We start from the raw sequence: 15069 nt of genomic DNA on the forward strand, positions 1-15069 counted from the left end.
TAATGTATGAGCAATAATAACTCTACCAACAAACATGAGATTGTCGAAAAGAACGTTGGCCTTATGGCTATCCTAACTGTTTTCGCAATCAGCTTTGGTGCACTTGTAGAAATTACACCACTGATGTTCCAAGACGATACGACTAAACCTGTTGATGGCCTCCGCCCTCTTACAGCTTTAGAAATGGAAGGTCGTGATATTTATGTGCGTGAAGGTTGTTACAACTGTCACTCACAAATGATCCGTCCATTCCGTGACGAAGTCGAGCGTTATGGTCACTACTCTGTAGCTGGTGAATCTGTTTGGGATCACCCGTTCCAGTGGGGTTCTAAGCGTACTGGTCCTGACCTTGCTCGCGTTGGTGAGCGTTACTCTGATGACTGGCACTATGCACACTTAATGGACCCGCGTTCAGTGGTTCCTGAGTCAAACATGCCAGCTTATCCTTGGTTAGATGAAAATGTACTAGATGGTAAAGACACAGCTAAGAAGCTTGAAGTGTTCAAAGGGTTTGGCGTGCCATACACCGATGAAGACATTGCAGGCGCGGCAGAAGCGGTTAAAGGCAAAACAGAAATGCAAGCCCTTATTGCTTACTTGCAACAACTTGGCACTCACTTGAAGTAATTTATTATGGATTACGGCACATACAGAGGCATTTTGACTCTGGTAATTTTGGTACTATTTGTTGTGATTGTTGTGTGGGCGTATAGCAAGCGTACAAAGAATCGTTTCGACGATGCAGCTAATGCCATCTTTGAAGATGAAAAGAAGCACGACAACACAATCTCTAATGAGGAAAAGGAGTCTGAAAAATGACTAGCTTTTGGAGTATTTGGGTCATCGTATTGACCGTAGCGTGTCTAGCTCTAATCTTCGGCTTACTTCTATGGAACCTGAAAAACTATACAGGTGTTAAAGAAGGCGAAAGCTGTGGCCATGAGTTTGACGGAATCGAAGAATTAAACAATCCACTGCCAAAGTGGTGGACTTACCTATTCTTCGCAACTTTTGTTTGGTCAGTTTACTACTTAGCTATGTATCCTGGTCTAGGTAACTTTCAAGGTTTCCTAAAATGGACAAGTTCTAACCAAGGCGTAACTTCAATGGAAGAGTCTAAAAAGGCGATTGAAGAAGCTAAAGCCAATGGTGAATGGGTTCAATTGGACCAAGAGTATGTTGCAGCTGATGAGCGTTTTGGTCCTATCTTCCAAGCGTTTGCAAAGCAAGACATCGAAACACTTGCAACGAACGAAGAAGCACTTGAGATTGGTCAACGTTTATATGCGCAAAACTGTTCTCAGTGTCACGGCTCTGATGCACGTGGTGGTATGGGCTTCCCTAACCTAACTGACAACGATTGGCTATACGGTGGCAACCCTGATCAAATCAAAGCAACACTTCTTCACGGTCGTGTAGCTGCGATGCCTGGTTGGGAAAGTGCACTTGGTGAGCAAGGCATTAAAGAAATGACAGCTTACGTATTAAGCCTTTCAGGTCGTAAAGTAAATGCAAAAGACGCTCAAGCAGGTCAAGCTAAGTTTGCAATGTGTGCAGCGTGTCACGGTATGGACGGTAAAGGTTCTGTTGCTAACAACAATCCTTTCGGTGCGCCTAACCTAACTGACAATATCTGGCTATATGGTGGTTCTCAACGTGCAGTTGAAGAAACATTAATCAATGGCCGTGCTGGTGTAATGCCGGCTTGGAAAGATATTCTTGGTGAAGACAAAGTTCACTTACTTACAGCATATGTGTATAGCTTATCTCAGAATAAATAAGCGAATCGCTAAGATTATTTGAGATCAAAAAAGCCTCCATTTGGAGGCTTTTTTTTAGGTTTTTAAAGGTAAATAAGATACTATATCGACACTGTTTTTTAGCTATGAGCACACTATGAAACCCACCCCTTGGTATAAGCATTTTTGGCCTTGGTTCTTAATGTTCTTCCCTGTTGCAACCATCGTTGCATGTATTGGTCTAGTTGTATTTGCGGTTGGTAATGGCCCAGATATGGTGGTCGATGATTATTATAAAAAAGGTAAAGCAATTGACCTTGAGTTAAGTAAATTTAACAAGGCAAAAGCGTTATATCTGCATGGTGATTTAAATGTAGAAAGTGATTTTGTCGAATTTAAATTTACCAAAGGTGATTTCAGTAAGGTCACAGCCCTGAAAGCCTCTTTTTATCACCGTACAATCAAAAAACATGATTTTGAAGTTAACCTCCTTGCCAATGCAAACGGCAGTTTCACCGCTATTCTTGAAGATATCCAATTAGGCGCTTACACCATCTTTATTGAGCCTATGGACGGCAGTTGGAAAATGAAAGAAGACCTTTTAATTCCAACAACTGAAACACTTGAAGTATCACCTGAATACAATAAATCTCTGAAGTAAACCTTTATGTCTAATTCTTGTTTTCATTGCTTAGAGCCAATCCCTGCCGGTTTCGACGACCATATAAAGTTTGAGGGAAAAAATGAACCAGTGTGTTGTATAGGCTGTAAAGCGGTCGCTGAAACCATTATTAACCAAGGTATGACCGACTATTACAAGTTTAGAACCGATAGTGCTGGCAAAGTTGAAACCTTAGTCCCTGAACAACTCAACTTTATAAAAAGCTATGATAATCAAGAAATTCAAGATGACTTTGTCACACATCAAGGTGACTTATCTGAGGTGCTATTAAGTGTTGAAGGGATCAGCTGTGCAGCGTGTGCATGGCTGATAGAAAAGCAACTTTTAGCGCTGCCTGGCGTTGCTCGTGTTGACGTAAATACATCGACTTACCGAGCAATGATTTTATGGAACAAAGACAAAATATTACTCAGTGAAATCATCAAAGCATTAATGGAAATAGGCTATAAAGCTTACCCTTTCCAAGCTGATGATGAAGCCGCGCAAAAACAAGCCACTGCAAAAGCGTACATTAGAAGGCTAGGTGTTGCTGGCCTTATGACAATGCAGGTCATGATGTTCGCTTTTGCGATGTACTTTGGCATGTTTTCAGGCATGGAAGAAGACTTCGAACAATATTTCAGGTGGATTAGTCTTGTTCTGGCTACCCCTGTGATCCTCTACTCAGCTCTCCCCTTCTTAACCAATGCAGTCAATGGCCTAAAAGCTAAACAGTTAAACATGGATCTGCCTGTCTCACTGGCAATATTTGGTGCTTATGGTGCCAGTGCGTACGCGACTGTCATGGAAGTGGGTGAAGTTTACTTCGAATCTATCTGTATGTTTACCTTTTTGCTCTTGCTGGGCAAATATCTTGAGTTTAGAGCCCGACTAAAAGCCTCCGAATTTACTGCAAACCTGCAAAAACTTTTACCTTTAACAGCCAGAAAACTGTTGGACGATGGCACTGAAGACGTTGTCGCTGCTCGTAATCTAAAATTAAATGACAGAGTACTCATCAAAGCCGGTGAAACCATTGCAGCAGATGGTATTGTCATCGATGGCAGCAGTACGGTTGATGAGTCAATGATGACCGGTGAGCATCTGCCTGTTAAAAAACAACTAAATAGCCAAGTCTTCGCTGGTACAGTCAATCACGATGGTTTGATGACCATTGAGATCAATAAAATTGGCCAAAATACGCTGCTGAACCAAATCATTCGTTTGCAACATAATGCATTAAGCAAAAGACCAAAGTTGGTTGAAGTAACAGACAAAGTAGCCCAATGGTTTGTTGCGTGTTTACTAGTATTTGCTTCAATGACCGCGATTGGTTGGTATCAGATTGATCCTGAACAAGCTTTTTGGGTGACAATCGCCGTGCTTGTTGCCACTTGTCCTTGCGCACTCAGTTTGGCTATTCCTACCGCATTAACTTGTGCTGTTGCCACGTTGACCAAAAAAGGCATATTAATCAAAGAAGCCCATGTGCTCGAAACACTAACCAAATTAACTCGTGTTGCATTTGATAAAACAGGCACTTTGACCGAAGGTAAGTTTTCAATCGCAAAAACAGAGCTATTTTCATCTGAATTCACAGAAGAAAAAGTACTCGCCCTAAGTGCTAGCTTAGAAAAATATTCTGAGCACCCTATTGCCGCAGCCTTTTTAGAGCATGCTTCTGAATATCACGAGCTTAACGACGTGACTGTTCATCCTGGTATTGGGATCAGTGCCAAACTTGGTACAGACGAGCTTTCACTCGGTAAAACTGGTTGGTTTGGAGTAAGAGACAGCCAAGCTCAGGCTACCTTATTTATAAACCAACAACCAATTGCTGATTTTTATCTCACTGATAAAGTCAGAAGTAATGCTTCAAGTGTTATCGAGCAGCTAAAAGGCTCTGGTTTAACTTGCCATATGTTAACCGGCGATAGCTCAAATGCCGGTGAAACCTTATCAAAACAGCTTAATTTAGATAGTTTCCAATCAAACTGCTCACCAGAAGAGAAACAAAAAGCCGTTGAGTCGTGGTCAAAAAACAATGAAGTAGTGGCCATGATCGGCGATGGTGTTAATGACAGTCCGGTGTTTAATAGTGCGCACTTATCAGTTGCTATGGAAACAGGCGCTGACATATCAAAAAATACCGCTGACGTCGTGTTACTGAAAAGTGATTTAAACTCAATCAACACATTGAGAGAAGTCGCAATTACCACTCGTCGTATCGTTAAACAAAACCTCGCTATTTCACTGTGTTATAACGGTTCTATTTTACCGCTTGCTGCTTTTGGATTAATTCCACCTTGGATTGCTGTAATAGGCATGACAACAAGTTCGATTGTAGTGATCTGTAATTCTCTAAGGTTATTAAAACTATGAGTATCATATATATCTTAATCCCAATTGCGATTCTGTTTGTGATCATCGCAATTGGCATTTTCTTCTGGGCTGTGAGAAGCGAACAGTTTTCAGATCTTAATAAGCAAGGCCACAGTATTTTATTCGAAGACGACAAAGACAAGCATACTAAAAGCAGTAATGAACGAGATTAGTTTATTCAGTGCATTTATTATGGGCCTAGTTGGTAGCGGTCACTGCATTGTCATGTGCGGTGGTGTCGCTTCTAGTTTGCAGCTTGCAAGTAAAAACCTATCGGCTATCAAAGTCAGTCTTGCTTATAATTTTGGTCGTCTAGCTAGTTACTGTATTGCCGGTATGCTGGTCGCGACCCTAGGTGCGAGTTTTGCCAAACAAAACACCCACTTTGCCCTAGGCGTTAAAATCTTTAGTGGGATCTTTATGATCTTGCTTGCGCTTTACGTGATGCGCCTTGCTAACACACTCAAATTTGTTGAAAGTATGGGTAAAACCCTACTCTGGCAACATATAGTCAAATTCAATAAGCTTTTCTTACCCGTTGATAGTTTAAAAAAAGCATTTGGCTATGGCATGTTATGGGGGTGGCTACCCTGCGGGTTAGTATATTCAGCTTTAATTTGGACTTTGCAAGCAAAGTCAACATTGCATGGTGCAAGCATAATGATGGCATTCGCCTTGGGTACTCTACCAGCTATGTTAACCATTGGGCAATCAGCCCAACATCTTAGCCGCTTTTTAAATCACAATCTGGTAAGATTAGCGCTAGGCAGTATTTTTGTATGGTATGGAATCTATCTACTAATCATTGCAACTGATAAATTAGTACATTAATCTATGTCATGCGTCTAATTTTAATGGATTTATTATGGATTTAAGCAATCAAAACCGTTCTAAAGGTAACTGTACTATCAGTTGCAACAACTGCAGTATCAGTCAGTTATGCTTACCGTTCTCTTTAAATGGTAGCGAAATGGACAAACTAGATGAAATCATTGAGCGTAAAAAACCGCTTCACAAAGGCGATTTTCTTTTTGAGTCAGGTAATGCGTTAAACTCAATTTTTGCAGTAAGATCTGGTTCGTTTAAATCCTATACGCTTTCTGAGCAAGGGGATGAGCAAATTACTGGCTTTCATTTAGCGGGTGATTTAGTAGGCTTTGATGCAATTAATAAAATGCAGCACCAGAGCTTTGCACAGGCACTTGAAACATCAATGGTCTGTGAAATTCCTTTCGATACACTTGACGAATTAGCAGGAAAATTACCAAAACTGCGTCAACAAATCATGCGTCTGATGAGTAATGAGATCAATTACGATCAAGAAATGCTGTTACTTTTAAATAAAAAGACTGCCGAAGAGCGATTAGCGACATTTATTTATAACTTATCAAATCGTTTCGGTGAACGTGGTTTCTCACGTAAAGAATTTAGATTTACCATGACTCGAGGTGAAATCGGTAACTACTTAGGCTTAACAGTTGAAACGATTAGTCGTCTTCTAAGCCGCTTCCAAAAGGCTGAGATCATTAAAGTTGAAGGTAAGTTTATTACTATCTTAGACATTCCAGGCTTAGCAAAAACAGCTGCAATTAGTTGTTGATCTAAGGCAACTTTCTCACCGTTTATACTTTCACCTTTGGCTAGATGCGTTACACTAAACGTGTACAATTTAGCCAAATAGGTGAATTCCATGGACCAAATTAAGCATATTTTAGCCGTTGTAGATCCTACTAAAGAACAACAACACAGTTTACAACGCGCAGTCAGTTTAGCTCAGAAGACAGGCGCAAAAATCACAGCATTCCTTTCTATTTACGATTTCTCATATGAAATGACTACCATGCTTTCTAAAGAAGAGCGAGATGCCATGCGTGATGCAGTCATTAAAGACAGAGAAGCGTGGCTAGATGAATTAACCGCAAGTTTTGTCGACATTGAAATAAACAAGCAAGTTGTGTGGCATAACCGTCCTTTTGAAGCCATTATCAAAACAGTTATTCACAGTGATTTTGATTTAGTGGTCAAAAGTACTCATCAACACGATACATTAAAATCTGTTATTTTTACGCCAACTGATTGGCATCTAATCCGTAAATGCCCTGCACCTGTTTTACTCGTAAAAGACCATGCTTGGCCAGAACATGGTCATGTACTTGCAGCCGTGAATGCAGCATCTGACAACGAACAGCACCAAGCCCTTAACGATCGAATCATTACCGATGCTAAGTTCATTTGTAACATTGCCGATGCGAAGCTCAGTATTGTTAACACTTACCCTGCTACACCAGTCAATATTGCTATTGAGATCCCCGAGTTTAATCCATCTCAATATAATGAGGCTGTAAAAAAACACCACGAGGATGAAACTTATGCTTTGGCTGAAAAGTTTTCTTTAGAGCGCGGTCAATGCGTTATCAAAGAAGGTTTACCTGAAGATGTAATTCCATATGTCGCAAAAGAGTTTAAATCCGAACTTGTTGTGATTGGTACTGTTGGCAGAACTGGCCTAAGTGCAGCCTTAGTCGGAAATACCGCTGAACACGTTATCGATAGTTTAGATTGCGATGTTTTAGCTCTCAAACCTGATGGATATAAAAGCCCATTAGAAGATTAATTTAAACTTTTACCAAACCACCTTAAACGTGCATTTTAAGGTGGTTTGGGTATAATGCGCCCTTATTTTTTCCGTCATTTAAATAGGGGGCCGAGTGTCTCACTCAAAAGAAGCCAAAACCGCTTATAACCTGAATAAACTTCAAAAGCGTCTGCGTCGATTAGCTGGTCAAGCTATTGGTGATTTCAACATGATTGAAGAAGGCGATCGTGTCATGGTTTGCCTTTCTGGCGGTAAAGATAGCTACACTATGTTAGATATCCTTCAGCATCTTCAACGCGTTGCCCCTATTAAATTTGACGTGTTTGCGATCAACCTTGACCAAAAGCAGCCCGGCTTTCCTGAGCATATACTACCTGAGTATTTGGATGGTCTTGGCATCGAATATAAGATCGTTGAAGAAGACACATATAGCATTGTTAAAGATAAGATCCCTGAGGGTAAAACAACTTGCTCACTATGCTCACGTCTTCGCCGCGGCATTTTGTACCGCACAGCGAAAGAAATGGGGGCGACTAAAATTGCCCTTGGTCACCACCGTGATGATATGATTGAAACCATGTTTTTAAACATGTTCTATGGCGGTAAGTTAAAAGGCATGCCAGCTAAACTTATGAGTGACGACGGCCAGCATATGGTGATCCGCCCTCTTGCTTACTGTAAAGAAGCTGATATTGAGCAGTACGCAACAGCACAAGCATTCCCGATTATTCCTTGTAACTTATGTGGCTCTCAAGAAAATCTTCAGCGCAAACACGTTAAAGCCATGTTACATGAGTGGAACGAATCAAACCCAGGTCGTATTGAGAGTATCTTCACTGCAATGCAAAACGTCGTACCTTCGCATTTAGCAGATGGTGAGTTGTTTGATTTTAAAAACCTGCAAACAGGTGAAGTAATTGACGGCGGTGATATTGCCCTTGATAAACCTGACTTCAAAGAGCCAGTAATGGAACAGGAAGAAGAGGATAACTCAGTAAAAATCCAACCTATCGAGTTGGTTTAATCCTCTTGAACAAAGCTGCTAATTCATTTAGCGGCTTTTTGCTGCGAAAATCATAAATTACAACAATAACTCTTCTCATAATTTCAACTAACTGAACTTACAACGAATGAAGCTGTTAGACGAACTAGTCTAAAGTTAGGTCTAAACCTGTTTATAAATCTTAGGCATAAAAAAAGCGACCTATTGGCCGCTTTCTTCATTTAAAACAACAATTACGCGTCGTTTTGCTCTTCTTTTGCTTTTTCAACTGAAATAGCAAGTTCAGTTAATGCGTCCGGGTTTGCAACACTTGGCGCATTTGTCATTAAACAAGATGCCTGCGTTGTTTTCGGGAACGCAATCACGTCACGAATATTGTCTGTTCCGCAAAGTAACATAACCAGACGGTCAAGACCGAATGCAAGACCAGCATGTGGTGGTGTACCGTACTTAAGTGCGTCAAGTAGGAAGCCAAACTTATCTTCTTGTTCTTGCTCTTCGATACCTAGAATGCGGAATGCTGCTTGTTGCATATCGTTGTTGTGAATACGAACAGAACCACCACCAACTTCATAGCCATTCAGTACCATGTCGTATGCATCGCTAATAGCCGCTGCTGGGTTAGCTTCAAGTTCTGCTGCAGAGATATCTTTTGGTGCAGTAAATGGGTGGTGTACAGCATGTAGGTTTCCTTCGTCGTCTTCTTCAAACATCGGGAAGTCTACAACCCATAATGGTGCCCACTTGTTTAGATCTGTAATTTCAAGGTCTAAACCAACTTTCAGACGTAGCGCGCCCATCGCTTCATTTACAACATTGCGCTTATCAGCACCAAATAGGATGATGTCACCCGTTTGTGCATTTGTGCGCTCAAGCAGTGAATTAATGACTTCTTCATTTAAGAATTTAGCAATTGGAGATTGAACGCCTTCAACACCTGCATCACGGTCATTGACTTTCATCCAAGCTAGACCTTTCGCACCGTAAATACCTACAAACTTTGTATATTCATCAATTTGCTTACGAGAAAGCTTTGCACCACCTGGTACTGTTAATACTGCAACACGACCTTTTTCATCGTTTGCAGGTGCAGCTAATACTTTGAACTCTACATCTTTAACAATGTCAGCAACATCAACAAGCTCTAACGGGTTACGTAGGTCTGGCTTGTCTGAACCATAACGGCTCATCGCTTCGCTGTATGGCATTGTTGGGAAAGTACCTAAATCAACGTTTAAAAGTTCTTGCCACATTTCACGAATTAGACGCTCTGTTACTTCACGTACTTGATCAGACGTCATGAATGACGTTTCTAAATCGATTTGTGTGAATTCAGGCTGACGATCAGCACGTAAATCTTCATCACGGAAACACTTAACGATTTGATAGTAACGATCGAAACCAGACATCATCAGTAGTTGCTTGAACAACTGAGGAGACTGAGGTAACGCATAAAAGCTGCCTTTATGCACACGACTCGGTACTAAATAATCACGGGCACCTTCTGGTGTTGCTTTAGTAAGCACTGGCGTTTCGATGTCTAAGAAGTCATTTGTATCTAAGAAACGACGCACAAAGCTGCTCGCTTTAGCACGAAGCTTAATTCTGTCTGACATTTCAAGACGACGCAGATCTAAATAGCGATACTTTAAACGACGCTCTTCAGAGTTTTGCTGGTTAAAGTCTAACGGTAATGGCTCAGAGCGGTTAATTACCGTTAAACCAGTGCCTAGAATTTCAACTTCACCCGTTGCCATATCTTTGTTAACTTGGCTTTCAGGACGCGCACGTACAGTACCTGTTACTTTTACACAGAACTCTTGACGTAACGTATTCGCCACATCCATCAGACCTTCAACTTCAGGGTCAAACACCACCTGAACTAACCCTTCACGGTCACGTAAGTCGATGAAAATTAGACCACCTAAGTCACGACGTTTGTTGATCCAACCACATAGTTCTACTTCTTGACCAACATGGCTGCTGTTTAAATTTCCGCAGTATATAGAGCGCATAGCATTCCTGTTTGTTCAGCAAGCTTAGTGCTGAACTTCGTTTAATGAAAAAATTGCTCCAATTATATAAAAATCGCAGTTAATGTCATCCTTGAAGTGCCGAGCTTTCGCAATAGTTTGTAAATTTTCCAACTAATGCGCGTTTTTGTTACACTCTCGCGCTCATATTAAGTCATTTATTCAGAAATATGCTTTATTTAGGTTGCCCACAATGGAGTAGCACTCACTGGAAAGGTCGTTTTTTTTCGTCTAACTGTGCGCCAAGCAATATGCTCTCAGAATATGGCCAAATCTTTAACACCGTTGAAGGTAACACCAGTTTTTATGCCGACCCCAAACCTGACACCATAAAAAAATGGTATCAATCAGTGCCTGAGGATTTTAAATTTACCTTTAAGGTACCGAGACGCTTTAGTCATGACATGGCGTTACAACATTGCCAAGATGATTTAAAAGTTTGGCTTAATTTGTTCAGCCCGCTTTTCCCAAGAATCGGGCAAGTAATGCTGCAATTACCCAAATCATGTGGCCCTGAGTATTTACATCGAATTGAAAAATTCTGTGCTTTATTACCAATTGAGCTCTCTCTTGGCGTAGAAGTAAGGCATTTAGGCTTTTTCGATAAATGTGATGCGGAGCGGAGTTATAATCAATTTTTAATGAAACATAATTACAACCGCACCATGATGGATACGCGGCCACTTTTTAGTGAAACTCCTAGCACTGAAGCCATCATAGATGCGCAATCGAAAAAACCAAAAGTACCACTTCACGTAATAGCCACCAGCAATGCACCAATAGTCAGGTATGTCGGCACATCAAACCTTGAAGACAATAGAGCTTTTTACAAACCTTGGTTAAGTAAAATTCGTTTGTGGATTGAGGAAGGTAAAACTCCCTATGTGTTTTTTCATACCGCAGATAACTATGATGCACCGCTTTTAGCTCGACAATTTATTGCTGATTTAGGTCTTGAGCATAATGTCAGTTTGCCATTTCCTGCTGAAAAAGAAGCAAAGCAAAACTCATTGTTTTAGAATTGAATCAAATTAGAATAGAGAACTACCAGTGCCCCACCCTTACACACACTATTTCAGTCATTACCCAGAAAATATTCAAGCACAAGTTAATATGCTTATCAGTAGCAATAAGCTACTGATGTTTTTCAAAAACAAATACCCTGTCGGCCATTCACTAAAAAACGATAAATTGCTTTTTGAATTCACCAATGAACTTAAGCAACGATATTTAAAGAATGCCCCTAAGTTGCAGCAAGTACAGTATAAGAAACAGAAAGATTTAGTAAAAAATGCACTGGGTACACATACCTTTAAGCGACAACAGCACGGTGGCAAGTTAAAAGCCAAGCATGAAATCGCCATTGCTGAGCAACTTCGTTCAGCACCTGAACCACTCTTAAAAGCTTTAGTTGTCCATGAATTAGCGCACTTCAAAGAGAAAGAGCACAATAAAAGTTTTTATAACCTCTGTTGCCATATAGAACCTGAATATCATCAGCTTGAACTAGAGTTGAGGTTATTTTTAGTACTTCAGCAAGAGCAACTCAGTTTTTATTAAGCACAAAAAAAGCAGGCGATGCCTGCTTTTTTAATGAAACACAGTTTTTTATAAACCTAACTCAGCCATGAAATCATCGTCAGCATCATCGCTTACATCATTATTTGCTGCGGCTTTTGCTTTAGAAGCATCTTGCTTAGCTTTATTGGCTTTTGCTTGATTTTCAATAATTGAATCTGGGTCAACAGATTCAGCAATGTCAAAATCATGCAGTTTAATAAACTCAGTCTTATCCATCGCTAGTTCAAGATAGAAGATATTCTGATTTTGTGTCGTAAATGTAACACGACGGGCCTGAGGGCGATCCATCGTTGTATCAACAGAAATTTGTACCTGCTTGTTAATCGCCATCATCTTAGGCTGATTCTGCGTAATAGATGTGTGCAGTTGCTCACGAACCTTACCAGTGAAATCACCGACCATTTGATTCATTAATTCACCTAATACATTTGATACGTCATCCGACAAATGACTCTGCGCTATTTCCTCTTCCGGCATACCCATGTTACGCATGTAATCTTGATAAATTTCCATCGCAGCTTGTTGCGTGAAATTCATCACAACCAGCCCTGTGAAACCACCGTCAAACAATACAAAACAACCAATATCAGGTCGCATACAAGTACGCGTAATTTTTTGCACCATTGCTGAATATGAAATTTGATTGCCACTTGCTGAGGATAAAACTTCGGTCACCGAGTGACACAGGGTTGATAAAATATCTTCTGTGCTAATCACTTTGTTTCTCGCCATTTTTTTCTCTTTCTTATCTAACCGAACTTACGGATAAGATATGTGACAAGTTAATAACTTACAACAATAATGTAGCGAATAAAGTCATTCGTTACACAAATAGAACAATTATTAAACTAGCTTAGGCTCTGAAACTATTAAATAGTGACTAAACCCTTCATATCTGAAAATTCCGTTAGCCTTTATTTGTATCTTGTCTTGTTTAGTCGTGAGATTTTCGCAAGTGGCCACGTCATCAATAAACAAACCACCATCACGGCGATACTTTCAGTTTTATCTAATGCGATTGAATAATAAGTACTGCCTATAATTGTAAATATAATTAAAAGCCAAAGAGCTATGTAAAGAGATCGAAATTTGTGAAAAAAATCGCATAGTTTTAAAAACAACATGCTGAGTTCCTTGCATCGAATTACATGACTAGAGAATAGTCCACTTCTATGGATTAATAATTGATCACATCGACGTTTTAAGCAAATTTTTAATAAAATATTTCAATTTTTTAACCTGTTTACTCTTACGCAATTAACCCCTGACTAATTTTTCAAAAATGCTAAAATACCCGCATTATTTTTAAAGAGAGATACACAGTGACTGGCAAAGACAGCATTTACGCCAATCAGATTGAAGTGAAAGACTTTACTTTCGATGCCAATGTCGTCGAAGTTTTTCCGGACATGATCCAACGCTCCGTGCCAGGTTATGCAACAATCGTCAGCACCATGGGCAAACTTGCAGGTCAGTTTGTACAAAGTAATTCTAATTTGTACGATTTAGGTTGCTCCTTGGGTGCGGTGACTTTGAGCATGCGTCGCAATATCGAAAAAGAAAACTGTACTATTATCGCCATTGATAACTCTGAACCTATGGTAGAGCGCTGCAAACTTCATCTAAAAGGCTTTAAATCCGACGTGCCTGTTGAAGTAAACTTAGCAGATATCAATGATGTTAATCTTGAAAATGCCAGCGTTGTTGCAATGAACTTTACCTTACAGTTTATTCCACCAGAGCAGCGCCGAGCATTACTACAGAAGATTTACAACAGCCTTAAGCCTGGTGGTGTACTTCTTCTCAGCGAGAAATTTCGTGGAGAAAATGAACAGGTTGATAATTTACTCATTGACTTGCACCACGACTTTAAACGTCATAACGGCTATTCAGAATTAGAAATAAGTCAAAAACGTACTGCTATTGAAAATGTGATGCGCACAGATTTATTGAGCACTCATCTTACGCGTTTATCTGAGATTGGCTTCAGTCAAACTCAGGTTTGGTATCAATGCTTCAACTTCTGCTCAATGGTTGCGATTAAATAACGGAATTAAAATGAATACTTGGTTTACAGATTTTTATGCGGCTATTGCTAAAGGCCCGCTTAGTCACTGGTTAGATACACTTCCTGCGCAATTAACACATTGGCAAAAAGAAGCCCAACATGGTGACTGGCCAAAATGGGAAAAGGTACTTAAGAACCTACCAGAATCAAATACGCAGCATATTAATATTACAGATAAAGTAGAGTTTGGTTTAGAAACAGAGCTATCTGAAGGTCACACAAAGCAACTTACTCACTTACTAAAGCGAATGATGCCTTGGCGAAAAGGCCCTTTTCATATCCATGGCATTCACATTGATACTGAGTGGCGCAGTGATTGGAAATGGGACCGTTTAGTTGAGCACATCAGTCCTCTTCACGGACGCACTGTTTTAGATATCGGCTGCGGCTCAGGTTATCATTTATGGCGTATGAAGGGTGCGGGTGCTGAATTTGTCGTTGGTATTGACCCATCAGATCTATTTTTATCGCAATTCCAAGCTATAAAACATTTCAATCAAGATGAAAACGTTCACCTTTTACCGCTCGGCGTTGAGCAACTACCTGAGCTCAAGGCCTTTGACACCGTTTTTTCAATGGGTGTTTTATACCACAGACGCTCTCCGATTGATTTTCTGGCGCAGTTGAAAGCCCAACTACGTAAAGGCGGCGAACTCGTATTAGAAACACTGGTAGTTGAAGGCGATGTGCATACTGTACTAGTTCCTACAGATCGCTATGCGAAAATGCGTAACGTTTGGTTTATTCCAAGCACAGCTGCATTAACTTTATGGCTTGAGCGCGTCGGTTTCAAAAATATTCGAGTTGTGAATGAAGATATAACATCATTAGATGAGCAAAGACGTACTGAGTGGATGGAGACAGAGTCTTTGGCTGATTTCCTTGACCCGAACGACCCAACTAAAACCATCGAAGGCTACCCTGCCCCACTTCGCGCGATAATCATCGCCGAAGCTTAATATTCAATATTAAGTACATATTGCTTTAAAAATACGCAGCATAATTA

The 15069-nt window shown here is 40.3% G+C and carries 16 protein-coding genes; 14 read left to right on the forward strand and 2 right to left on the reverse strand.

The window, feature by feature from the left end; translation table 11 throughout:
- Positions 1 to 6 precede the first annotated feature (6 nt).
- The 10 genes from ccoO (at position 7) to ttcA (ending at position 8402) form a co-directional block, all read left to right on the forward strand.
- Complete coding sequence (gene ccoO, locus AC1HJP_RS07370) at positions 7 to 627, forward strand: cytochrome-c oxidase, cbb3-type subunit II (protein ID WP_058029592.1); 621 nt, start codon at positions 7 to 9, stop codon at positions 625 to 627.
- Between the two features lie 6 nt (positions 628 to 633).
- The gene (locus AC1HJP_RS07375) at positions 634 to 819 is read left to right on the forward strand and encodes a cbb3-type cytochrome oxidase subunit 3 (RefSeq protein ID WP_480361258.1); all 186 of its coding nucleotides are present in this window, start codon (positions 634 to 636) and stop codon (positions 817 to 819) included.
- Positions 816 to 1781 carry a cytochrome-c oxidase, cbb3-type subunit III gene (gene ccoP / locus AC1HJP_RS07380; RefSeq protein ID WP_058029590.1) on the forward strand — a complete coding sequence of 322 codons (966 nt, stop codon included), beginning with the start codon at positions 816 to 818 and terminating at the stop codon, positions 1779 to 1781. Before AC1HJP_RS07375 ends, ccoP begins: the two co-directional genes overlap by 4 nt.
- A 115-nt stretch (positions 1782 to 1896) precedes the next feature.
- Positions 1897 to 2400, forward strand: coding sequence for a FixH family protein (locus tag AC1HJP_RS07385; RefSeq protein ID WP_058029589.1), 504 nt, complete (start codon positions 1897 to 1899; stop codon positions 2398 to 2400).
- A 6-nt stretch (positions 2401 to 2406) separates the two neighbouring features.
- On the forward strand, positions 2407 to 4782 hold the full coding sequence (locus AC1HJP_RS07390) for a heavy metal translocating P-type ATPase (protein WP_480361259.1): 2376 nt from the start codon (positions 2407 to 2409) through the stop codon (positions 4780 to 4782).
- Positions 4779 to 4955, forward strand: coding sequence for a cbb3-type cytochrome oxidase assembly protein CcoS (gene ccoS, locus AC1HJP_RS07395; RefSeq protein ID WP_130254465.1), 177 nt, complete (start codon positions 4779 to 4781; stop codon positions 4953 to 4955). Before AC1HJP_RS07390 ends, ccoS begins: the two co-directional genes overlap by 4 nt.
- Positions 4942 to 5613 (forward strand): sulfite exporter TauE/SafE family protein, encoded by a 672-nt coding sequence (locus tag AC1HJP_RS07400; RefSeq protein ID WP_480361260.1) that lies wholly within the window; start codon positions 4942 to 4944, stop codon positions 5611 to 5613. The genes ccoS and AC1HJP_RS07400 overlap by 14 nt, the downstream gene beginning before the upstream one ends.
- A gap of 34 nt (positions 5614 to 5647) precedes the next feature.
- The gene (locus AC1HJP_RS07405) at positions 5648 to 6382 is read left to right on the forward strand and encodes an FNR family transcription factor (protein ID WP_058029585.1); all 735 of its coding nucleotides are present in this window, start codon (positions 5648 to 5650) and stop codon (positions 6380 to 6382) included.
- Positions 6383 to 6472: 90 nt separating this feature from the next.
- The gene (uspE, locus tag AC1HJP_RS07410; RefSeq protein WP_480361261.1) at positions 6473 to 7396 is read left to right on the forward strand and encodes a universal stress protein UspE; all 924 of its coding nucleotides are present in this window, start codon (positions 6473 to 6475) and stop codon (positions 7394 to 7396) included.
- Positions 7397 to 7490: 94 nt separating this feature from the next.
- Positions 7491 to 8402, forward strand: a complete 912-nt coding sequence (ttcA, locus tag AC1HJP_RS07415) for a tRNA 2-thiocytidine(32) synthetase TtcA (protein WP_480361262.1) — start codon at positions 7491 to 7493, stop codon at positions 8400 to 8402.
- 212 nt (positions 8403 to 8614) lie between these two features.
- Here the strand turns inward: ttcA and aspS are convergent, their stop codons facing one another.
- A complete protein-coding gene (aspS, locus tag AC1HJP_RS07420; RefSeq protein WP_480361263.1) occupies positions 8615 to 10396 on the reverse strand; it encodes an aspartate--tRNA ligase in 1782 nt (593 codons plus the stop codon).
- Positions 10397 to 10584: 188 nt separating this feature from the next.
- On the opposite strand from aspS, the gene AC1HJP_RS07425 reads away from it, so the two are divergent.
- Positions 10585 to 11433, forward strand: coding sequence for a DUF72 domain-containing protein (locus AC1HJP_RS07425; protein WP_480361264.1), 849 nt, complete (start codon positions 10585 to 10587; stop codon positions 11431 to 11433).
- A gap of 31 nt (positions 11434 to 11464) precedes the next feature.
- Positions 11465 to 11974, forward strand: a complete 510-nt coding sequence (locus tag AC1HJP_RS07430) for a M48 metallopeptidase family protein (RefSeq protein ID WP_480361265.1) — start codon at positions 11465 to 11467, stop codon at positions 11972 to 11974.
- A 48-nt stretch (positions 11975 to 12022) separates the two neighbouring features.
- On the opposite strand, the gene AC1HJP_RS07435 is transcribed toward AC1HJP_RS07430, so the two are convergent.
- Positions 12023 to 12727, reverse strand: a complete 705-nt coding sequence (locus AC1HJP_RS07435) for a DUF3334 family protein (RefSeq protein WP_480361266.1) — start codon at positions 12725 to 12727, stop codon at positions 12023 to 12025.
- Between the two features lie 590 nt (positions 12728 to 13317).
- On the opposite strand from AC1HJP_RS07435, the gene cmoA reads away from it, so the two are divergent.
- Together cmoA and cmoB are read left to right on the forward strand one after the other, a co-directional pair.
- The gene (gene cmoA, locus AC1HJP_RS07440; protein WP_480361267.1) at positions 13318 to 14043 is read left to right on the forward strand and encodes a carboxy-S-adenosyl-L-methionine synthase CmoA; all 726 of its coding nucleotides are present in this window, start codon (positions 13318 to 13320) and stop codon (positions 14041 to 14043) included.
- A gap of 10 nt (positions 14044 to 14053) precedes the next feature.
- On the forward strand, positions 14054 to 15022 hold the full coding sequence (gene cmoB, locus AC1HJP_RS07445; RefSeq protein ID WP_480361268.1) for a tRNA 5-methoxyuridine(34)/uridine 5-oxyacetic acid(34) synthase CmoB: 969 nt from the start codon (positions 14054 to 14056) through the stop codon (positions 15020 to 15022).
- The last annotated feature ends 47 nt before the right edge of the window (positions 15023 to 15069 follow it).

The sequence above is a fragment of the Pseudoalteromonas sp. NFXS53 genome (genome assembly GCF_056629255.1).